This window comes from Streptomyces dioscori (genome assembly GCF_003024195.1).
In the GTDB taxonomy this organism is placed as follows: Bacteria; Actinomycetota; Actinomycetes; order Streptomycetales; family Streptomycetaceae; genus Streptomyces; species Streptomyces dioscori.
Genome location: NZ_KZ679056.1, coordinates 222,297 through 242,261 on the forward strand (window position 1 = coordinate 222,297; position 19,965 = coordinate 242,261).

The window sequence follows — 19,965 nt, forward strand, 5'->3', positions numbered from 1 at the left end:
ATTTCCTGCCAGATCGGGTGCACACTGGCAGCATGCTGACCAACGTGGCCGCCGTCCTGCTGAACGGTGCGCATCCCTTCGAACTCGGCGTCGTGTGCGAGGTGTTCGGCCTCGACCGCAGCGACGAGGGACTTCCGGTGTACGACTTCGCGGTCGCCACCGCCGAGGGGCCCAACCTCGCCACCCATGTCCCGGGGCTCACCCTCTCCACCCCGTACGGGCTCGACCGGCTGGAGGAGGCCGACCTCATCGTCGTGCCCGCCGGGAGCCACTACATCGGGCGCACCTACCCGCCCGCGCTGCTCGACGCCCTGGTCCGGGCCGCCGACCGCGGCACCAAGGTGCTCAGCGTCTGCTCCGGCGTCTTCGTGCTCGGCGCGGCCGGACTGCTCGACGGCCGGCGCTGCGCGGTCCACTGGCGGCACGCCGACACACTGGCCGCCCGCCATCCCCTGGCGAAGGTCGAACCGGACGTGCTGTACGTGGACGAGGACCCGGTGATCACCTCGGCGGGCACCGCCTCCGGCATCGACGCCTGTCTGCACATCGTCCGCAAGGAGCAGGGCCCGGAGGTCGCCAACAGCATCGCGCGCCGCATGGTGGTGCCGCCGCACCGCGACGGCGGCCAGGCCCAGTACATCGAGCGGCCGCTGCCGCGCTCGCAGTGCGACACCGTCGGTGCGGTGCTCGTCTGGATGGAGGCCCATCTCGGCGAAGAGGTGACCGTCGAACAGCTCGCCGCCCGCGCGCTCATGTCGCCGCGCACCTTCGCCAGGCGCTTCCAGCAGGAGACGGGCACCACCCCGTACCGCTGGCTGCTGCGCCAGAGGGTGCTGCTGGCGCAGGAGTTGCTGGAGGCCACGGACGAGACGATGGACTTCATCGCGGACCGTACGGGGTTCGGGACCGCGGCCGCGCTGCGCCATCAGTTCGTCCGCGCGCTGGGGACGACACCGAACGCGTACCGGCGCACGTTCAGGGGCCCGCAGGCCGCCTGAACGTGCGCGGGAGTGGTCAGCGCGGTACGACGGCGCTCACCTCGGCACGAGCCGCACTCACCTCGGCACGGCCCTCAGCAGCAGCCGGTGCGGTCGCAGGGTGATGCCGACGCGGGTGGTGTCGTTCGACTCGGACACCTGTTCAAGGCGCCAGCGTGAGGCCACCGCCGCCGTGACGAGCCCGAGCTGGGCCATCGAGAAGTGGTCGCTCGGGCACTTCCGGTTGCCCACACTGAACGGGCTCATCGCGTACTTCGGCACGTCCTTGGCACGTTCCGGAAGCCAGCGATCGGGGTCGAACTCCAGATGCCCGCCGTACGAACGCGCGTCGCGCTGTATCGCGTACGGGCTGTAGACGATGTCGGCCCCGGCCGGAATGCGATACCCGCCGAGGGCGGTTTCGGTCACGGCCCGGCGCGTCAATATCCATACGGCGGGACGCAACCGCATGGCCTCGACGACGACATTGTTCGTGTGGGACAGCTTCCGCACGTCCGCGAATGCGACAGGACGGCCGTCAGTGACCGATTCGACCTCTTCGCGTACGCGGTCCGCGTGTTCCGGGTGTTCTGCGAGGACCTGCAGAAGCCACATGATCGTGGAAGCGACCGTTTCGCTTCCGGGGGTGAGTATCGCGACCACCTGGTCGTGGATCTCCTGTTCCCCGATGGGCTCGCCATTCTCGTCCTTCGCTTCCAGCAATGCTGTCAGCAAATCGTCCGGCTTTTGACCAGATGCTCGGCGCTCGGCCACGATCTCGTCGACCAGGAGGTGTAAATCGGCCAATGCCCGGTCGAATTTACGATTGGCCGGAAGCGGAAGCCGGTAGAGCACTCCCGCGGGAACGACCATACGGCGGTACATGCCGCGGAAGACGGTGGCGAGGGCGATGCTCAGCCGCTCGGCACGCTCGTCCATGAAGTCGCCGCGCAACAGGCAGCGGGCCGCGATGCGGACGGCGACGCGGAACGACTCCGCGGTGCAGTCGATCGTCTCGCCGGGCCGCCAGCGCTCCGCGAGGGCGTGCGCCTCCTCCTCCATGATCGGCCCGTAGCCGGGGATGGCGTCCAGCCGGAAGGCGGGCTGGATCGTCCGGCGCTGACGCCGGTGCCGCGAGCCGTTGGCGGTCGCCACTCCCTCCTTGCCGAGCAGGCCTTCCAGGGACTCCCACAGGGGGCCGTCGATCTTGAAGTCGGGGCTCAGCGCCAGCTCCCCGGTGAGGGCCGGCGTGGTGACGGCGTACACCGTCTTGGGGCCCAGCTTCAGCCGGACGACATCGCCCTGTTCGCGCAGCCGGGCGAGGAAGCCCAGCGGGTCGCGGACCAGTTTCAGGCCGTGTCCGAGGCCGGGGACGCCGCCTCCGGCGAGGGGCGGGGTGGACAGTTCTGCCGCTTGGTGTGCAGCGGACCGTACCGACTCGACGGTCATTTCTCACCTGCCGCTTCGTTGTTGACGTACGGGGGTGTGGTGCGGTCGTCCCAGCTGTCGACCATGTACCGTCCCGACTCGTGGTGGAACCAGTACACGGAGCTGAACCAATTCCGCATGTTGAACAGGCACGCCCGTACGGCAGCCGCTAGTTCGGCGCCGCGAGCGGACCCGTTGTCTATCCTTTCCGCGTACCTCAATACCTCCTTCTCGGCGTCGAGGAATTCAGTGACGCATTCCTCGACCCGCCGCCTGACTTCCTTGACCGATTCCTCAAGTCGCATTCCCTCGTGATGAATGAGACTGATGCCGAGATTGTGCACCTCGTCGCCCGCGATTTCTTTGGGCAGAGAACACAGATCGTTGTACCAGGCGGCGAAATCCTGGCACAGCAGAGCAGCCCTCCGATACGCGGGGTTCTCCCGCACGGCGATGGGCAGTTCGTACTCCGCACTCGGTTCGAGCAGGTCGAGCCAGATCCAGTGCGCGAAAGTGTTCCGGCGCAGTTCGAGGTATTCCTCGACGGTCGGGACAATGCCCGACACGCGGTTGCGGAATTCCTGGTCGTACGCCTCGATGACGGTGTGGAAATGCTCGGCGAACCGCGCGTTCCACCCCTCACCCAGGAACGAGTACAGCCGGACCACGCTGTCCGCGAACCCCGCCACCAGGGGGTCCTGGTGGTACAGATGCTCCTTGGGGGAGTCGAGAGCCGCGTGCAGCCGCGTCCTGAGCAGCTGCCAGGCCACCGGCCGGCCGTGGATGACATCACGGTCGTGACGGTCGTCCCAGACGAAGAACCACGCGCTGTAGTCCGCTATCGCCTGGAGGACCTCGTCGGGCGCGCCAATGTAGAAGCCCGCCATGAGGTCCGTGTAGCAAAGCCCATCGGCATATGCCTCCACCTTCGCCGCCGACATGAGGCGCATTTCCAGGAGCCAGACCCTGGTGTTCTCCTGCAGCCTGGGCCAATACGGATGGAGTTGACGGGGAAACTCGGCCTCGATCACCGGAAGAGAGAGCGCCGGTGGAACGAGGGCCGAGGTGTACGTCGTTGAGGTGCTCTGTGAGAAAGCAGGCACGAAAAATCCCCTCTCAGCCGCCTGTTGACGACACGCCCCTCCCGCTGTGCCGGGCGTGCGCCGTTGCGTATCCCCGCACTTCCCATTCAGCACCACAACTGACCGTTCTGGGAACGGATTTGCTTCGCTCACTACCCCACGATGCCGAGAATCTCCCTATGTGTGACTGAATATGGATCATTACAGGCGCACAAGGGATCGAACGTGCTACGCACAGACGAACGGCGCCTGGTCGGAGGGGAATCCGACCAGGCGCCGCTGTGGGACGCTCGCGCCCCGGTTCTCAGTCGTTCGCGACGACGGGGTAGCGCGGTTCGTTCTCGGCCATCTGCCGCAGCGCGTCCTTGCGCTCGCGCTTGGAGAGCCGGTCGATGTAGAGGTACCCGTACAGGTGGTCCGTCTCGTGCTGCAGGCAGCGCGCGAAGTACCCCGTTCCCCGCACCTTGATCGGGTTGCCCTTCTCGTCCCGCCCGGTGACCTCGGCGTAGTCGGGACGGGCCAGCGGCGCGTACGCGGTCGGCACCGACAGGCAGCCCTCGTTGCTCTCGTCCAGCTGGCGCCGCTCGGCGGGCAGCTCGACGAGCACGGGGTTGCAGATCACGCCCGTGTGCCGCTTGCCCTCGTCGTCCGGGCAGTCGTAGACGAAGACCTTGAGGTCGACACCGACCTGGTTCGCGGCCAGGCCCACGCCCTCGGCGGTGTGCTGGCTGGCGAACATGTCGTCCACCAGCCGGGCGAGGTCGTCCCCGAAATCCGTGACGTCCCTGCACTCCTTGTGAAGCACCGGGTTCCCGACGACCGTGATGGGCCGGGAGGTCCCGCGCCCGCGGTAGGCCGCCTCGCGCTCCTCCGGGTTCCCGGTGTCGATGACGAAGCCCTCGTCGTCCACGGGGAGCACTCCGGAGTGCTGCTGCTCAGTGTCCTGCTGCGCCATGACCGACGTAAGCCTTCCTCGGAAAACAGGGTTGCGATGCGGATACAGGGTACGGGGGCGCCCCGCCCCTCAGGGGCGCGGGGAACTGCGCGACCGGCCACAGCCGGACCCGCACCCGAAGGACGACCCCCGCGGGCCCCGCAGGCCGCAGGCCCCGCATCCGCGCCCAGGGACTAAGGGACTAAGGGACTAACAGACCTCTTCGAGGTCACGCCAGTCCCGCGAATCGGGACTGTCGGCGACCCACCCGTCCAGCAGCCCCCGGACAAGCGAAGCAGGAGCCGCGAGGCCACATTCCCGCTCGGGCACCCACAACTGCCCGTCGGTCCGGTGCCCGAGCGGCCCGGGATGCCCCGGCTCACTGTGATCGTGCGGATCGAGATGCTCCCCGTCCCCCTCGTCGGACGGCATCCGCGACTCGGAACACATCCGGCACAGCAGCCGCACGGACGACGACCAGTCCTCCGCCGCGAACCCCGCGTCGGCCGCGAGCCGCTCAAGGGCGTCCCGGTCGTCCTCGGTCTCCGCCTCCAGGAGCACGACCCAGGTGGGCACCGGTGAGGGCGCCCACAGCTCGATCTCGTCGAAGACGGGATACGCGTGCCCCGCCGCGGTCGTCCGCTCCCCGTGGGGAACGCCGTCGTGCAGGACGACCTCGCCCCAGCGCCGCCCGGAGGACGGCAGCGGGATGGAGAGAACCTCGATACGGGCGGGGTCGAGCCGCCGCCCCCACACGACCTCGGCCTCGCCCTCGGGCGACAGCCGCACGGCCGCGCTGCCGAGGTCCATGCCGACCGGCTCACCGGAGGCGCCGGCGCCCGCGCCGGGCCTCGGCCGCGAGGCACCACCGGGCACCCGCAGGCCGTACGCCTGCCAGGCCCGTCGGGCCAGCGGCCAGTCCTGCAGGGCGGTCGCCGCGATGCCGACGTTCCACCAATCGGGGGCCCCGGCCTCCCGGTCGAGCAGGGCCACGGCCCGCAGACCGGCCGCGCGCGCCTGCTCCCAGTCGTGCCGGAACTTGTGCAGCAGCGCGAGGTTGAACCAGGACTCGGAAAGCCAGGGTTCCAGGTCCGCCGCACGTGTCAGCAGCGCCCCCGCGTCCTCGTACCGGCCGTCGCCGATGAGGGTGAACGCACGGTCGGTGGCCTGCCGCCATGAGGCGGAGGGCCGGTGCCGTCCCTTGCCGAAGATCCTCACGATTCCCGCCTGCCAGTTCGTTGAAGAGCGTGCAGCCTCGGGCTGGACTGTGCCCCCTGATGTCCTCTTCCTCGCATCCAACCACGGACGCGCGGAGGGGCGCTCATTACCCATGGGTTACCCAACCAGAGGCAAGGTAAGACCGTCTCTCGCCAGCACCCTGGCCAGCGACTCGACGACCTCGGGCCGGTAGTCGCGCGCGGTGCCCAGCCGCAGCTCCTCCAGCGCCCTGAACGGCCCACCGGGGCCTGCTTCCCCGGCTGTCTCCTCGTACGCGTTCACGGCCCGCACGATCGACGCGCTGACCGGTTGTTCGCGGTACGGGTCCGCCTGCCGCTCCACCACGACGGCGACCTCGGCGGCCACCCCCGTCTGGCGCACCACCGCACCGCCGAGCAGCGCGATGCGCCGCTGTTCGGCGGGGGCCAGGGCGGCCGTGGCACCGCCGGGTACGGGGTCGACGAGCGAGAGCTGGCCGATGTCGTGCATCAGGGCCGCGTACTCCAGGATCGTCAGCTCGGGCCCCGAGAGGCCCAGCTCACGGCCGACGGCCCGGCTGAGCGCCGCCACGCGCCGGGCGTGCCCCGCCGGGGTGTAGCCGGCTATCTCGGTGGCGCGGGCGAGGGAGGCGATGGTCTGGCGGTAGGTGGTCCGCACGGCCGCGTACCGCCGGAAGGACAGCTGGGTGAGCAGCAGCGGCAGACATAGGACGGGCAGCGCCCACAGGCCGGCGACGGCGACCGCGAGCGCCATCACGGCCCCGGTCGCGCAGACCGCCGACCCGATGCCGAGGGTGCCGCGCAGTTCGTCCCGCAGCAGCGGTCCGAAGGGCCAGCGGGTCCGTGCGTGCGCCATGGCCGCGGCCAGCACGGCGTCCCACAGCGCGGTGAGCAGGAGCAGCGCGACGACGAGCGCCGCGTACGCGGGTCCGGTCCCGGCCCACTCCGTCAGCCTGCCCTCGTTGTAGAGGGGCTGGAAGCACACCGCGGCGAAGGCGACGGTCAGGACGCGCCGGGTGAGATGGTCGGCGGTGGGCCCGCGGCCCTTCGCCACGTGCGGCACGCAGCCCAGCAGGGAGGCGGCCGTGACCACGGCGACGATCTGCGGGACCCCGTCGTGGGTGGGGTGGCCGGCGTTCTCGCCGAGCAGCGCGTAGGCGAGGGCCCCGGCGGCGGCCAGCGGCGCCGACTCACGTTCCTCGGCACCGCTCCACCGGGCCAGCTCCCCCACCCCGATGAGCACGGCGAAGGCGAGTGCGGCCCCCCGCTCGTCGATCCCGCCCCAGAGGGTGACGGCGAGAGCGGCCACGGCGACGAGCGCGGCGACGGCCCGCACGGCCGTGAGGGCGAGCGGGACGCGCGGAGGGTCCGCGCCGGCCGGCGGGAGCGGTCCGGTGGGGCCCGCGGCGGGCGGGAGCGGTTCCCTGCTGAGCGTGCTCATGGGCCGGACCCGCTCCCGCCGACGGTTCCGCGGCGGGGGTCCGGGCCGGCCGCCCGGTCGGTCCTGCGACCGGAGTCCGGGTCGGTGGGCACGCGCGGAGCCGGTGGGTGGTGGGGCTCGGCGTGCGGCGGCGTCTCGTCCGCCGTCACCGCGGGATGCCATCCCTGCCTCACGAGCGCCCGTACGAAGGCCTCCACCATCCGCGGGTCGAACTGGGCCCCGGCGCACCGCTCCAGTTCCTCCAGAGCCACCGGGACCGGCCGCGCCCGCCGGTAGGAGCGGGTCGACGTCATCGCGTCGAACGCGTCCGCCACCGCCACCACCCGGGCGAACTCGGGGATCTGGCCCCCCTTCAGCCCGTACGGGTAGCCGCTCCCGTCGAGCCGTTCGTGGTGGTGCAGGATCGCCGACCTGGCCTCGCCGAGGAACCCGATCCCGCGGACCATCTCGTGCCCGTACTCGGGATGCAGTTCGATCACCCGGCGTTCCTCGGGCGTCAGCGGCCCGTCCTTGCGCAGCAGCCGGGTGGGGACCCCGAGTTTGCCGACGTCGTGCAGGATGCCGGCGAACCTGAGGACCTCGGCCCGTTCGTCGTCCATGCCCAGTTCACGGGCGATCATCATCGACGCCTGCCCCACCCGTTCGCTGTGCCCGCGGGTGTAGCCGTCCTTGATGTCGACGGCCTGCACCAGCGCCCGGATGGTGGCCCGGTGGGCGGCCCGCTCCCGGTGGTACTGGGCGAACACCCACCACGACACGTACATCGGCAGCAGCACGAGCAGCGCGGCGGCCGGCCCGTACGGGCTGCGCCAGAGCACCGCCATCATCAGCCCGGCCAGCCCGTGCACGGCGACGGGCGCGAGCGAGCGCAGGAAGAGTCCGCGCCAGGCGGCCCGTACCGGCACCCGCTCGGCGAGCGCCAGGATCCCGCCGTCGAGCACGGTCAGTACCAGGCAGAACGCCACCACCGCCGCGCCGGCGGCCACCAGGGCGTAGGGGAAGTCGGACGTGACGACGGCGTCCCGGCCGCCCAGCGACCAGTGGACCTTCGACGCCGCCCAGGTGCTGAGCGCGAGCTGCGCGGCCCGCCACACCCGCCGCAGCCGGCGCGGCCGCTGCTCGACCCGGGCCAGCAGCGCCCCCGGCAGCGGTACGAGCGCGGCGGCGGGCGGTGGCAGCAGGAAGGCGGCGGCGAGCATGACCGGCGTGTGCCATCTGAGGGAGGCCCCGGGCTCGCCGGACGCGCCCGCGCCCTCGGGGCCGCCGTCGCCCGCGAAGCGGCTCGCGGCGAGCAGTTCGCAGGCCGCGCAGAGCACCGCGAACAGCGCCACCGCCGGCCAGGGGGCGCGGGTGTCCGGAACCGGCACGGCGCAGAAGGCCGCGGCGAGCGCGGTGCAGACGACGTAGACACGTGCCCAGGGCGGGACCGACCGCATGGCGCAGCCCCCCTCCCGCTCCCGCTCGAACCACCTCGCACAGGCCAGGCCGCGTACAGGCCTACGGGACATGGACGATAGGGCGGTCGGGTGGGGCGCGGGGGAGGCATGGGCCGATTCACGGGCCGACAGGAGCAGATTCGCCCGTTCGAGTGAGCCGCGCGTTCGTACGAGGGCTCACACCCGGCCACGACCGGACATCTGTACGAGTCCGTCGGCGCCCGGGTCCGTGGACGCCCGGGTCCGCAGGCGCCCGGATCGCTCTCCGGGCGGGCGGTTCAGCGCGCCACGTCGGCCGCGAGCGCCTGGGTCAACTGCTCCACCGTGGCGGGCGACTCCCGCTGGAGCGCGGCGAGGTCGAGGCCGTCGTCGCCCATCACGGTCAGCAGGGCCCGGTCGCCCACGGCCATCACGATGACGTGTCCCGAGCCGCACCGCGCCACGACCTCGCGCAGGGCGCCGACGCCCGTCTGGTCGGCCATCCGGCGGGCCACACCCAGGGTCGCGGCGGCGAGCGCGGCGACGGACTCGGCGTGGGACGAGTCCGTGTCGGCGACCACGAGGAGTCCGTCCGCCGTGGACAGGACACTTTCGGAGACCCCCATCACCCGGTCGCGCAGAGAGGTCAGGATCTCGGTGAGGGGATTGGGCTGCGATGTGTCGCTCATGGCGCTCCTAGCTGCGTGCATGTCTGGTCGTGGTGCGGTCGGAGCGGTGTCAGTCGGCTTCCGGAAGTGCGCCCAGGCCCCGGCGGACCCGGCGGAGCATGTCGAGAGAGGGCTGATCGGCGGCCAGTTGCTCGGGCGACAGCGGGGGCAGCGCGAACGGCGGCGCCGAGCCCGCCGAGGCGGCCCCCCGCACCGGCAACGGCGGCGGCCTGTCCCCGTCCGCCGACGACGGGCTGCCCGCCCCCGGGCCCGCTCCACGGGCGTCCTCCGGCCGAGCCACCGCCACCCCGTCCGGAACCCCGCCGCCGGCTCCCGGCCGGGCATCCGGCACCGGCGCAACGCCCGCCCCTGACGCACCGCCCGATCCCGGCCCGGCGTCCGCTCCCGGTCGGGTGTCCGGTCCCGGGCCTGCGTCCGACCCCGATCCGCCGACCGGCACCGGCGCGGCGTCCGATCCCGGCACACCGTCCGGCACCGACGAAGCGTCCGGCCCTGAACCGCCGTCCGGTCCCGGCACGCCGTCCCGTGCGGGCGAGGCGCCCGGCCCTGACGCGCCCTCCGATCCCGGTCGGGTGTCCGGTCCCAGGTCCGCGTCCGCGTCCGACCCCGATCCGCCGACCGGCACCGGCGCGGCGCCCGCCCCCGGTACGCCGTCCGGCGCAGGTCGGGTGTCCGGCCCGGTTACGTCGTCCCGTGCCGTCGTGGTGTCGCGTGCCCCCGTGCCGTCCGGGCCCGGCGCGATGTCCGGGCCCCGGGTCCAGCGGTGCGCGGTGCGCCGGGCTTCCGCGCCCGTCCCCCGTCGAAGACGCTTCGCCGCCCGACGTCTGCTGAAACTCACTAGCCCCCGTGCCCCCCGGTCGTCCCCGCGGGCAGAGCGTCGCTTTCCTCGGCGGACGCCTCCCCCGGCGGGCCTTCCCGCGCCTGCCCGTCCGGCACCTGGGCCGCACGCATGTGGTCCTCGCGCCCCTGCCCGTCCCGTACGAGGGCGTCGTGCGGCCGGCCCGCACCGATCTGGCCCGCACCGACCTGGGCCGCAGGTGACTGGCCTTCGCGGGACTGGTTCTCGCGCGTCCGGGATCCCCCCGGCCACGAGCCGCCACCCCGCGTACGCCTCGGCAGCGGCGCGGCCTTCGTGGCCGGCTCGGCCTGCGGGGCGCTCGACGCCGGCGCGTCCGGGGCGCCGCGTCCGGGCAGCACACGCGGTGCGGTGCTGGGCCGGCCCTCGGCCGGGCCGCCCGTCTCCCAGCGGATCAGGTCCTGCGCCTCAAGACGGGTCAGGTCCAGCATGATCGCGTACAGCCCGCGCCCGAGCGTGAAGGCCATGTCCCGTGCGGTGCGGCGGCCGTTGACCGTGCTCAGTACGGACCGGTGCCGGTCCGGGAGGCCACGGCGCAGGCCGGCGTCCGGTACCGCCGCGGGCCGTATCCGGGCGAGTTCGCCCGGCGCCCCCCACGCCCCGGAGAGCCGCACGATGCGCCGGGTGGTCTCCTCGGTCAGCCGCCGCGGCTCCACACCGGCCCCGGCGTGCAGGACGGGTTCCGGATCGTCCAGCGTCCAGCCGCCGGGCGGCCCGATCGCCATGGCGAAGGCCGCGTCGAACACCGACGCGGTGCACACGACCTCCAGTTCGGCGGCGCCGATCAGCCCGGCGGACACCAGGTACCCGCCCAACCGGTCCGTGTCGGGCTCCGCCGCACAGGCGGCCAGCCAGGTCTCGTCGTCGATACGGCCCGGTGTGAGCAGCACCGAGGTGGCGGCCGGCGCACCCGGCGTCTCGACCGCGACGATCAGCCCGCCCCTGAGGTGAATCGTTCCGCCTGGTGAACCGGAGACCCGTACGGTCCCGCTGTGACCCTCTTCGTGCAATCCCTGCAACAGCGCGGGCAGATTGCGCGCCTCGGCTGTCGTCATGCGAGCACCTCGGCGGCCCGGTCGGCCAGACTCCGCGTGGCGAGCGCCAGGTTGGCCCGTTCCCGGTCCATCCCCGCGGTCAGCAGCAGCGGGTCGCCGACCGGTCGCGCGACGGCGAGCAGCACCTGATGGCGCCGCGTGCTGGTCATGATCACACTCTCCAACTCCCCCTCGGCGCCCGCCCGCCCCAGTCGTTCGGCGATGAGGGCCGCGAGTTCGGCGCACTCGGCGCCGTCCCCCGCCTCTTCCGCGTTCCCGGCCACCCCGTAGGTGAGGCCGGTGACCGCGTCGACCAGGGCGACGCCGGTGACCCCGGGGGAGTCGAGAAGCCGGACCAGGGAGGCATCAACGGCCGTCGTCATTACCCCGTTCCCCCTTCACGTCTTGACGTCGCACACTACTTTGAGCTTCAACTTACGCAACAGACGTCATATTTTGTATTTTGTGGCGCACTAGTCGCTTGTGTTCGATCGTAGTTGTACAGGCAACGACCGGACAGCGTCACCGAGGAATTGGGGCAGCAGCATGAACATCGAGACCGCGCTCAAGGAAGCCATGTCCGTGGAGGGTGCCATCGGCGTCTCCCTCGTGGACTACGAGAGCGGCATGGCGCTCGGCACGCTCGGCGGCGGACCGACGCTCGACCTGGAACTCGCGTCGGCGGGCAACACCGAGGTGATGCGCTCGAAGCTGCGGACGCTGTCCTCGCTGGCCATGGACGACACCATCGAGGACATCCTGATCACGCTGGGCAAGCAGTACCACCTGATACGCCCGCTCACCGCCAGCGGCGGCACGCTCTTCCTGTATCTCGCCCTCGACCGCGGCCGCAGCAACCTGGCGCTGGCCCGGCACAGCCTGAAGCGGATCGAGACGGCACTGGAGGTCTGACGCCGGGCCCGCCACGCCCGTCACAGCCGCGACGCCCGTCTCACCCGTGAAGCCCAGAAGCCGGACCGGCTGAACCGGTCCGGCGTCGGGTGTGTCTACAGGGGGCTCGGAAGTCGCTCAGCCCTCGGCGGCGGCGCCGCGGGCGTCCGCGGTCGTCACCTCGTGCTCGGGCACCGTCTCCCCGGAGCGGATCAGCTCGATACGGCCCATGACCTTCGCCCGCAGATCGGTCGGCACGTCGTCCTGACCGCAGCACCGCTTGACGAGCTTCTTCACGGCCTGCTCAAGTCCGTACTTCTCAAGGCACGGTGAGCACTCCTCGAAGTGCACCTCGAACTTGGTGCAGTCGGCATCGGGCATCTCGTGGTCGAGAAACTCGTAGAGATGATCGAGTACTTCACTGCAGTCCGTCTCGTGCGGCTCTCCGCAGCTCATGAGCCCGAGCCTTTCGTTCCGTCCGACTCTCCGGCGCCCGCCGGGACCAGGCCGCGGTCCTTGGCGTAGTCCTCCAGCATGCCGCGCAACTGACGGCGGCCCCTGTGCAGGCGGGACATCACCGTACCGATGGGTGTCCCCATGATGTCCGCGATCTCCTTGTACGCAAAGCCCTCGACGTCCGCGAGATAGACGGCGATGCGGAACTCCTCGGGGATCGCCTGCAGCGCCGACTTCACGTCCGAGTCGGGCAGGTGGTCGAGCGCCTGCGACTCGGCGGAACGCAGACCGGTCGACATGTGCGACTCGGCACGCGCCAGCTGCCAGTCCTCGATCTCCTCGGCGGCGGACCGCTGGGGCTCGCGCTGCTTCTTGCGGTACGAGTTGATGAAGGTGTTGGTGAGGATCCTGTACAGCCACGCCTTGAGGTTGGTGCCCTCACGGAACTGGTGGAAGGACGCGTACGCCTTCGCGTACGTCTCCTGCACCAGGTCCTCGGCGTCGGCCGGGTTCCGCGTCATGCGCAGCGCGGCCGAGTACATCTGGTCGAGGAACTCCAGCGCGTCCCGCTCGAAGCGCACATTGCGCTCGGCGGTGGACTCGCTGCTGCCCGTGTCCTCGGGCTGCTCCGCCTGGCCGTTTTCGGTCCCTGCGTCGGTCCCTGTGACCGGACCCACCTCCTCCAGAGTCTGGGCGGGGCCGAAACCGGTCCCACCTGAATCGGAGAATAGACGACCGGCGGTCGCGGCGGCTTGCCGATCCGGTCCGCCCGGCACCCGAACAGGGGCGGTCTTCGCCGCGTGCAGCACCGACCACTCCAGGTCTGTGCGGCTGCCACGGCTCGGGCAGATGGTCGAACCCATGCGGCGGACTCCCTCTCGTACGACGTCTCCCAGCACACCTTCCGTGCTGTCTGATCCGCACAACAGTGGTCCGGGGCGCAACATTCCCGGGGCTACGGGAGTGACGAAACCCACTTCAGAACGCCGTCCGTGATGACCGTCAGCGCCTGCTCCTGGTCGACCGGGGCGCGCTTCGGGACCGCGAAGCCATGATCGCCGTACGGCACCTCGACGAGTTCGTACGAGCCCGGCGGGATCTGTTGCGGGAACTCCTCGGGGCGTCCGAACGGGTCGTTGCCGCCCTGGACGACGAGCGTGGGCACCCCGGCGCCGAGCAGTTCGTCCGCGCGGGACTTCTCCGGCCGGCCCGGCGGGTGCAGGGGGAAGCTGAGGGCGAGCACGGCGTGGGCACCCAGCTCGGTGGCCGTGCGGCAGGCGACACGGGCTCCGGCGCTGCGGCCGCCCGCGACGACGGGGAGCCCCGGCGCGGCGAGCGCCGGCCACAGGCCCCGCCAGCCCACGTTTAGCGTCTTCGGCGCGGGCGCGAGCTTCTTGCCCGCGACCCGCCAGGGCTGTTCGACGAGGGCCACGGTCACGCCGTGGGCGGGCAGTACGGCGGCGAGCGCGCGGAGGTCGCGCGCCTCGATCCCGCCACCGGCGCCATGGCTGACGGCCAGCACCAGCCGCGCCGCCGTCCCGGCTTCGCCGGCCTTCCCGGCCCGCTCGGCCCGCTCGGCCTTCCTGGCCTTCCCGGCCTTCCCGGCGTGGTGCCAGGTGATCCGGGCCGTGCCCGCGTCCGTCTCGACCGTCTCGACCGTCTCCGTCACATGTGTCACGTCAGAAGAGTGTGCCCTCCTCGGGCCCCTCCAGCTCCTTCAGCAGCTCCGGGCCGTTGTTGCGGACGTTGCTCACCGCCGTGGAGACGGGATACGCCCGCATCAGTCCCTCCGGCGGCGGCGCGAGCAGGGAGCGCAGGTCCTCGACGTCCGTGCGGGAGGGGTCGAGCCAGGCGTCCCAGCGGTCCGGGGTGAGCATCAGCGGCATCCGCGGGTGGATGTCGGCGAGCGAACGCGGACCCTCCTCGGGACCGACCGCGAGCGGGGAGGTCTCCGCCTCCGTGGTGATGACGGAGCAGGTCGCCCACCAGGCGCGGGGATGGTCGTCGGGCAGGGTCTTGTCCCGCCAGAACTCGTACAGCCCGGCCATCGCGAAGACGGAGCCGTCGGCGGGGAGCACGAAGTACGGCTGCTTGCGGGGCCGCTTCTTCTTGCCCTCCACCTCCAGGTCGCGCTCGCCGGTGCCGGTGACCCACTCGTAGTAGCCGTCGGCCGGTATGACGCAGCGGCGGGAGGTGAAGGCGCGCCGGAACGAGGGCTTCTCGTGGACGGTCTCGGCACGCGCGTTGATCATCCGGGCCCCGCCCTCGGGCGTCTTCGACCAGGAGGGGATCAGGCCCCACTTGAGGCGGCGCAACTGGCGGACCGGCGCGGGGTCGTCGGCGCCCTTGAGGGGGCGGTCCAGGACCACGTAGACCTCTTTGGTCGGAGCGACGTTGAAATCGGGGTCCGGAGCGTCCTCCTGCTCCCACTTCTCGATCTCGAAGACCCCCGCGAGATCTTCGGGCCCCCGGCTGGCCGCGTACCGTCCGCACATCTGGAACCACCCCTCCGACCTGACGCATTCGTGTACCTGCACCGTCGCAGTCATCGTCCTGCGCACAGCAGACAAGGGTAGAGCAGGCGTCCCGGACCATTCCGGGACTCGACCGCTGTGACCTGCGTCTTGGCCGTCAGGAACGATCCCCGCTTCTCCCGCGTCTCACATACCGTCCGCTCATACATGTCAGACTGCGTCGCCCACGCGCAAACCCCTGCCGACAGCGCCCCGAGGGAGCCCGAGCCACCCATGGACAGCACCGCAGCCACCTCGCTGGCGACCGTCTGGGACGAGGTCTTCGGGAGCCAGCCCGACCCCGACACCTGGGTCGTCGTCGCCACGATGGTGGCCGCGCTGGCCGTGATCGTGCCGCACCCGGTGTGGCGGCTCTCCCGCAACGCCATCACCATCGCCCACGAGGGCGGCCACGGTCTGGTCGCGCTGCTCACGGGCCGCAGCCTCAGCGGCATCCGGCTGCACTCCGACACCAGCGGTCTCACCGTCAGCCGGGGCAAGCCGACGGGCCTCGGCATGATCCTCACCGCGGCCTCGGGCTACACGGCTCCCCCGCTGCTCGGCCTGGGCGGCGCCGCGCTGCTGGCGGCCGGTCACATCACCGCCCTGCTCTGGCTGGCCACCCTGCTGCTCGTGGTGATGCTGGTGATGATCCGCAACGCGTACGGCGCCCTCACGGTCCTCGTCACCGGCGGCACGTTCGTGGCGGTGTCCTGGCTGGCCGGTCCCCAGGTCCAGGCGGCGTTCGCGTACGCCGTCGTCTGGTTCCTGCTGCTCGGCGGGGTCCGCCCGGCCTTCGAACTCCAGGCCAAGCGCTCACGCGGCGGAGCGGGCGACTCGGACGCGGACCAGCTGTCACGCCTGACGCACATACCGGCGGGCCTGTGGCTGTTCCTCTTCCACGCGGTCTCCCTCTGCTCACTGCTGGCAGGCGCGAACTGGCTCCTGAATCTGTGAGGCGCGCAATCCCTGGACGGGGCGCAGCCCCTCTCAGGGGCGCGGGGAACTGCGCGACCAGCTACAACGCGCCCGCCGTCAACGTACAACCCCCTTTCCCTGCCAAACCCAGGGCAGCCAACCCCCACTAAAGTGAGGGCATGCCCGTTAACCCCGCACTCACCGCCCTCTGGCCCGCCCCGCACGCGAGCGGAGCCGTCGACGCGACGGTCCACGTGCCCGGGTCCAAGTCGGTCACCAACCGCGCGCTCGTCCTCGCGGCACTCGCGGCCGAGCCCGGCTGGCTCCGCCGCCCGCTGCGTTCCCGCGACACTCTCCTGATGGCCGGCGCCCTGCGGGCGATGGGCGTCGGGATCGAGGAGGGCGTGGGCCCCGACGGCTCCGGCGAGGCATGGCGAGTCATCCCCTCGGGTCTGCAGGGCCCGACCACGGTCGACGTGGGCAACGCCGGCACCGTGATGCGCTTCCTGCCGCCGGTCGCCGCACTCGCCGACGGCCCCGTCCGCTTCGACGGCGACCCCCGTTCGTACGAGCGACCGCTGCACGGCGTGATCGACGGGCTGCGCGCCCTCGGGGCCCGTATCGACGACGACAGCCGGGGCGCGCTGCCGCTGACCGTGCAGGGCGGCGGGGCGCTGGAGGGCGGCCCCGTGGAGATCGACGCGTCCTCGTCCTCGCAGTTCGTGTCGGCGCTGCTGCTGTCAGGACCGCGTTTCAACCAGGGCGTGGAGGTACGGCACACGGGCTCGACGCTGCCGTCCATGCCGCACATCCGGATGACCGTCGACATGCTGCGCTCGATCGGCGCCCAGGTGGACACCCCCGAGTCGGGCGGCGAGCCGAACGTCTGGCGGGTCACCCCGGGCGCGCTGCTGGGCCGCGATCTGACGGTCGAGCCGGACCTGTCGAACGCCCAGCCGTTCCTGGCCGCCGCGCTGGTCACCGGCGGCACGGTCGTCATCCCCGACTGGCCCGCCCGCACCACCCAGCCGGGTGACAGGCTGCGCGAGATCTTCACCGAGATGGGCGGTTCCTGCGAACTGACCGAACGGGGCCTTGAGTTCACCGGCTCCGGCTCGATCCACGGCATCGACGTGGACCTGGGCGAGGTCGGCGAACTGACCCCGGGCATCGCGGCGGTCGCCGCGCTGGCCGACTCCCCCTCGACCCTCACCGGCGTGGCCCACCTGCGGCTGCACGAGACGGACCGGCTGGCCGCGCTCACCAAGGAGATCAACGAACTCGGCGGCGACGTCACCGAGACCGCCGACGGCCTCCACATCCGCCCGCGCCCGCTGCACGGCGGCGTCTTCCACACGTACGACGACCACCGCATGGCGACCGCGGGCGCGATCATCGGCCTCGCCGTGGAGGGCGTACAGATCGAGAACGTGGCGACGACGGCGAAGACCCTGCCGGACTTTCCCGCGCTGTGGACCGGAATGCTCGGGAACTGACGGGCGGACCGGGATCATGCGCCGCTACGGCAAGCACACCGACGAGGACGACATCCCCTCGCGTCCGAACCGCAAGGGCAACCGCCCCCGGACGAACATCCGGCCCAAGCACGAGGACGCGGCCGAGGGCATGGTCCTCACCGTCGACCGCGGCCGGCTGACCTGCCTCGTGGACGACCGCGTGGTCTTCGCCATGAAGGCACGCGAACTGGGCCGCAAGGCGGCCGTCGTCGGCGACCGGGTGGCCATCGTCGGCGACCTGACCGGCAAGAAGGACACCCTCGCCCGGATCGTCCGCATCGAGCCGCGGACCTCGGTCCTGCGCCGCACCGCCGACGACGACGATCCGTACGAGCGCGTGGTCGTCGCCAACGCCGACCAGCTGGCCATCGTCACGGCCCTCGCCGACCCGGAGCCGCGCCCCCGGCTGATCGACCGCTGCCTGGTCGCGGCGTACGCGGGCGGCCTCGACCCGCTCCTCGTCCTCACCAAGTCGGACCTGGCGCCCCCCGACGAACTCCTGGAGCTGTACGGGGCACTGGGCGTCCCGTACGTCGTCACGAGCCGGGAGGAACTGGAGAGCGGCGAGGCCGTCGACCGCGTACGCAAGCAGCTGGACGGCAAGATCACGGCGTTCGTCGGGCACTCGGGGGTGGGCAAGACGACACTGGTCAACGCGCTCGTGTCGACGGAACGGCGGCGCACCACGGGCGTCGTCAACGCGGTCACGGGACGCGGCAGGCACACCACGACCTCGGCGCGCGCGGTCCCGCTGCCCGGCGACGAGGGCTGGCTCGTCGACACGCCGGGCGTGCGGTCCTTCGGGCTGCACCACGTGGACCCCTCGCAGGTCATCAAGGCGTTCCCCGACCTGGAGCCCGGCACGGAGGGCTGCCCGCGCGCGTGCAGCCACGACGAGCCGGACTGCGCGCTGGACGCGTGGGTCGCCGAGGGGCACGCGGACCCGGCCCGCCTCTACTCGCTGCGCCGGCTGCTCTCGACCCGGGAGCGCCGCGAGGGCGACTGATCCCCGTGTGCGTGACCTCTGTGTTGTTTGCGTCCTTGGCGCGACGGTAAAGGCATAATCGCACCAAGCTGGATCCAGGTGCGACGAAGCGGTCACGAAGCGTGGGAGGGCATCACATGGCGTGGCTGCTGGTGGTCGTGGCGGGTTTCCTGGAGACGGGCTTCGCGGTCTGCCTCAAGCTCTCCCACGGCTTCACGAGACTCTGGCCGACGATCGCCTTCTGCGTCTTCGCACTGGGCAGTTTCGGCCTCCTCACCCTGTCCCTGAAGAAGCTCGACGTGGGCCCCGCCTACGCGGTGTGGACGGGCATCGGCGCGGCCGGTACCGCCATCTACGGCATGATCTTCCTCGACGACCTGGTGTCCACGCTGAAGATCGTCTCGATCTCGCTCGTGATCATAGGAGTCATCGGCCTGCAGCTGTCGGGCTCGTCCCACTGAGCCTGGCCCCTTCCGGCGGGCCCGGGTTCCGAGTGGTCCGGGTTCCGAGTACTCCGGGTTCCGGGTGCGAGGGCACCTCAGACCACGGAGCGCACGGTGGCGAGCGCGTTGCGGACCAGCCCCGCCGTGCCCCCCTCGCCCGCCGGGGCGAGCACGCACGACACCCCCAGCCGCACGGCGAGTTCACAGGCCCGGGCCAGCTCCGCCGCCTCCGTCTTCGACCCGCCGTGCGCGGCGAGCGAGGCGACGGCCCGGTCCCGTACCAGCGCCACGAAGTCGCCGGGCGAGGGCAGCGGCCCGTCGGCCCTGCGCTGGGCGGGCACGGCCGAGGACGACGGCACGGCGGACAGGGTGGGTGAGGGCAGCCGCTCCCCCCAGCATCCGGTGAGCATCGCGCGCACCAGCACGTTCCCCCGGGCCGCGGAGGCAGTCCACTCCGCCGCGGCGGCCAGCCGTTCCCGGGGCTCGGGGCGGCTCACCAGGGCCCGCTCCACCCCGGCGAGATAGGCGTCCGCCTCCCGCCTCACGAGCGCGCGGGCGAGGCCTTCCTTGCTCCCGAACTCGTTGTAGAGGGTCTGCCGGGACACCCCGGCGACGGCGGCGACATCGACCATCCGCACGGCGGACCACGGACGGCGTCCGAGTGCCGTGTAGGCGGCGTCCAGTAGGGATTCCCGCGCTGCAGGCATCATCGCCTCCCTGGGGCGATCGGCTCTGCGCATCAGAGTTGACGGGCACGGGGGCACTGTCAAGACTTCGCACGCCCTACGGGGCGCACACCCCCGGCGAAAGCGGGGGTGTGCGCCCTCGGGCGCGGTCTTGGGGCCGGGCCGGCCCGCCCGCCGGGTGCGGGCCCGCTGTGGCCGGTCGCGCCGTTCCCCGCGCCCCTAAAAGGCAGGGCTGCGCCCCAGCCTTCCGCCCTCAGGGGCGCGAGGAACGGCGCGGCCAACCACAACGCCCCCGCACCCGAGGAACAACCCGAGGCCCCACCCCCTCAGGGGCGCGGGGAACGGCGCAGTCTTTCGTCTTTAGGGGCGCGGGGAACGGCGCAGTCTTTTGGCTTTCAGGGGGCGCGGGGAACTGCGCAGCTTTTCAGGGGCGCGGGGAACTGCGCGGCCAGCCACAACCGACCCGCACCCGACAACCGCCCC

Annotated in this window: 21 protein-coding genes; 6 read left to right on the forward strand and 15 right to left on the reverse strand. The window is 71.8% G+C overall.

Annotation, left to right across the window (positions count from 1 at the left end; all coding sequences use genetic code 11):
* Window positions 1-32: 32 nt before the first annotated feature.
* Window positions 33-998, forward strand: a complete 966-nt coding sequence (locus tag C6Y14_RS37705) for a helix-turn-helix domain-containing protein (protein ID WP_107021436.1) — start codon at window positions 33-35, stop codon at window positions 996-998.
* Between the two features lie 57 nt (window positions 999-1,055).
* On the opposite strand, the gene C6Y14_RS37710 is transcribed toward C6Y14_RS37705, so the two are convergent.
* The 10 genes from C6Y14_RS37710 to C6Y14_RS37750 all read right to left on the reverse strand — a co-directional run bounded on the left by C6Y14_RS37710 (window position 1,056) and on the right by C6Y14_RS37750 (window position 11,456).
* Window positions 1,056-2,426, reverse strand: a complete 1,371-nt coding sequence (locus C6Y14_RS37710) for a bifunctional albaflavenone monooxygenase/terpene synthase (RefSeq protein WP_107021401.1) — start codon at window positions 2,424-2,426, stop codon at window positions 1,056-1,058.
* The gene (gene cyc1 / locus C6Y14_RS37715) at window positions 2,423-3,508 is read right to left on the reverse strand and encodes an epi-isozizaene synthase (RefSeq protein WP_107021402.1); all 1,086 of its coding nucleotides are present in this window, start codon (window positions 3,506-3,508) and stop codon (window positions 2,423-2,425) included. Before cyc1 ends, C6Y14_RS37710 begins: the two co-directional genes overlap by 4 nt.
* A gap of 283 nt (window positions 3,509-3,791) precedes the next feature.
* Window positions 3,792-4,442 (reverse strand): peptide deformylase, encoded by a 651-nt coding sequence (def, locus tag C6Y14_RS37720; protein ID WP_107021403.1) that lies wholly within the window; start codon window positions 4,440-4,442, stop codon window positions 3,792-3,794.
* A 189-nt stretch (window positions 4,443-4,631) separates the two neighbouring features.
* Window positions 4,632-5,639, reverse strand: coding sequence for a tetratricopeptide repeat protein (locus tag C6Y14_RS37725; protein WP_107021404.1), 1,008 nt, complete (start codon window positions 5,637-5,639; stop codon window positions 4,632-4,634).
* A gap of 117 nt (window positions 5,640-5,756) precedes the next feature.
* A complete protein-coding gene (locus C6Y14_RS37730) occupies window positions 5,757-7,079 on the reverse strand; it encodes an HD-GYP domain-containing protein (RefSeq protein WP_225891469.1) in 1,323 nt (440 codons plus the stop codon).
* Complete coding sequence (locus tag C6Y14_RS37735; protein ID WP_107021405.1) at window positions 7,076-8,515, reverse strand: HD-GYP domain-containing protein; 1,440 nt, start codon at window positions 8,513-8,515, stop codon at window positions 7,076-7,078. The genes C6Y14_RS37730 and C6Y14_RS37735 overlap by 4 nt, the downstream gene beginning before the upstream one ends.
* A gap of 278 nt (window positions 8,516-8,793) precedes the next feature.
* The gene (locus tag C6Y14_RS37740; RefSeq protein WP_107021406.1) at window positions 8,794-9,183 is read right to left on the reverse strand and encodes a roadblock/LC7 domain-containing protein; all 390 of its coding nucleotides are present in this window, start codon (window positions 9,181-9,183) and stop codon (window positions 8,794-8,796) included.
* Window positions 9,184-9,232: 49 nt separating this feature from the next.
* Window positions 9,233-9,463 carry a hypothetical protein gene (locus C6Y14_RS44345; protein ID WP_159074388.1) on the reverse strand — a complete coding sequence of 77 codons (231 nt, stop codon included), beginning with the start codon at window positions 9,461-9,463 and terminating at the stop codon, window positions 9,233-9,235.
* Between the two features lie 557 nt (window positions 9,464-10,020).
* Window positions 10,021-11,094: a DUF4388 domain-containing protein gene (locus C6Y14_RS37745; RefSeq protein WP_225891470.1), complete on the reverse strand. Its 1,074-nt coding sequence runs from the start codon at window positions 11,092-11,094 to the stop codon at window positions 10,021-10,023.
* Complete coding sequence (locus C6Y14_RS37750; protein WP_225891471.1) at window positions 11,091-11,456, reverse strand: hypothetical protein; 366 nt, start codon at window positions 11,454-11,456, stop codon at window positions 11,091-11,093. The genes C6Y14_RS37745 and C6Y14_RS37750 overlap by 4 nt, the downstream gene beginning before the upstream one ends.
* Window positions 11,457-11,619: 163 nt before the next feature.
* On the opposite strand from C6Y14_RS37750, the gene C6Y14_RS37755 reads away from it, so the two are divergent.
* Window positions 11,620-11,985, forward strand: coding sequence for a hypothetical protein (locus C6Y14_RS37755; RefSeq protein WP_107021407.1), 366 nt, complete (start codon window positions 11,620-11,622; stop codon window positions 11,983-11,985).
* A 117-nt stretch (window positions 11,986-12,102) separates the two neighbouring features.
* Here the strand turns inward: C6Y14_RS37755 and rsrA are convergent, their stop codons facing one another.
* From rsrA to C6Y14_RS37775, 4 genes are all read right to left on the reverse strand, one after another.
* A complete protein-coding gene (gene rsrA / locus C6Y14_RS37760) occupies window positions 12,103-12,420 on the reverse strand; it encodes a mycothiol system anti-sigma-R factor (protein WP_107021408.1) in 318 nt (105 codons plus the stop codon).
* Window positions 12,417-13,097 (reverse strand): RNA polymerase sigma factor SigR, encoded by a 681-nt coding sequence (gene sigR, locus C6Y14_RS37765; protein ID WP_055507026.1) that lies wholly within the window; start codon window positions 13,095-13,097, stop codon window positions 12,417-12,419. Before sigR ends, rsrA begins: the two co-directional genes overlap by 4 nt.
* Window positions 13,098-13,375: 278 nt before the next feature.
* Entirely contained in the window at window positions 13,376-14,089 is a 714-nt protein-coding gene (locus tag C6Y14_RS37770) for an alpha/beta hydrolase family protein (protein WP_107021440.1), read from the reverse strand.
* Between the two features lie 10 nt (window positions 14,090-14,099).
* A complete protein-coding gene (locus C6Y14_RS37775) occupies window positions 14,100-14,915 on the reverse strand; it encodes an SOS response-associated peptidase (RefSeq protein ID WP_107021439.1) in 816 nt (271 codons plus the stop codon).
* Window positions 14,916-15,167: 252 nt separating this feature from the next.
* Here C6Y14_RS37775 and C6Y14_RS37780 point away from each other — a divergent pair, with 252 nt between their 5' ends.
* The 4 genes from C6Y14_RS37780 (at window position 15,168) to C6Y14_RS37795 (ending at window position 18,814) form a co-directional block, all read left to right on the forward strand.
* On the forward strand, window positions 15,168-15,890 hold the full coding sequence (locus C6Y14_RS37780) for a M50 family metallopeptidase (protein ID WP_107021410.1): 723 nt from the start codon (window positions 15,168-15,170) through the stop codon (window positions 15,888-15,890).
* Between the two features lie 140 nt (window positions 15,891-16,030).
* A complete protein-coding gene (gene aroA, locus C6Y14_RS37785; RefSeq protein WP_107021411.1) occupies window positions 16,031-17,347 on the forward strand; it encodes a 3-phosphoshikimate 1-carboxyvinyltransferase in 1,317 nt (438 codons plus the stop codon).
* Between the two features lie 16 nt (window positions 17,348-17,363).
* A complete protein-coding gene (rsgA, locus tag C6Y14_RS37790) occupies window positions 17,364-18,374 on the forward strand; it encodes a ribosome small subunit-dependent GTPase A (protein WP_107021412.1) in 1,011 nt (336 codons plus the stop codon).
* Between the two features lie 116 nt (window positions 18,375-18,490).
* Complete coding sequence (locus tag C6Y14_RS37795; RefSeq protein WP_107021413.1) at window positions 18,491-18,814, forward strand: DMT family transporter; 324 nt, start codon at window positions 18,491-18,493, stop codon at window positions 18,812-18,814.
* A 77-nt stretch (window positions 18,815-18,891) separates the two neighbouring features.
* Here C6Y14_RS37795 and C6Y14_RS37800 read toward each other — a convergent pair whose 3' ends face one another.
* Window positions 18,892-19,506 carry a TetR/AcrR family transcriptional regulator gene (locus tag C6Y14_RS37800; RefSeq protein ID WP_189773682.1) on the reverse strand — a complete coding sequence of 205 codons (615 nt, stop codon included), beginning with the start codon at window positions 19,504-19,506 and terminating at the stop codon, window positions 18,892-18,894.
* Between the last annotated feature and the right edge of the window lie 459 nt (window positions 19,507-19,965).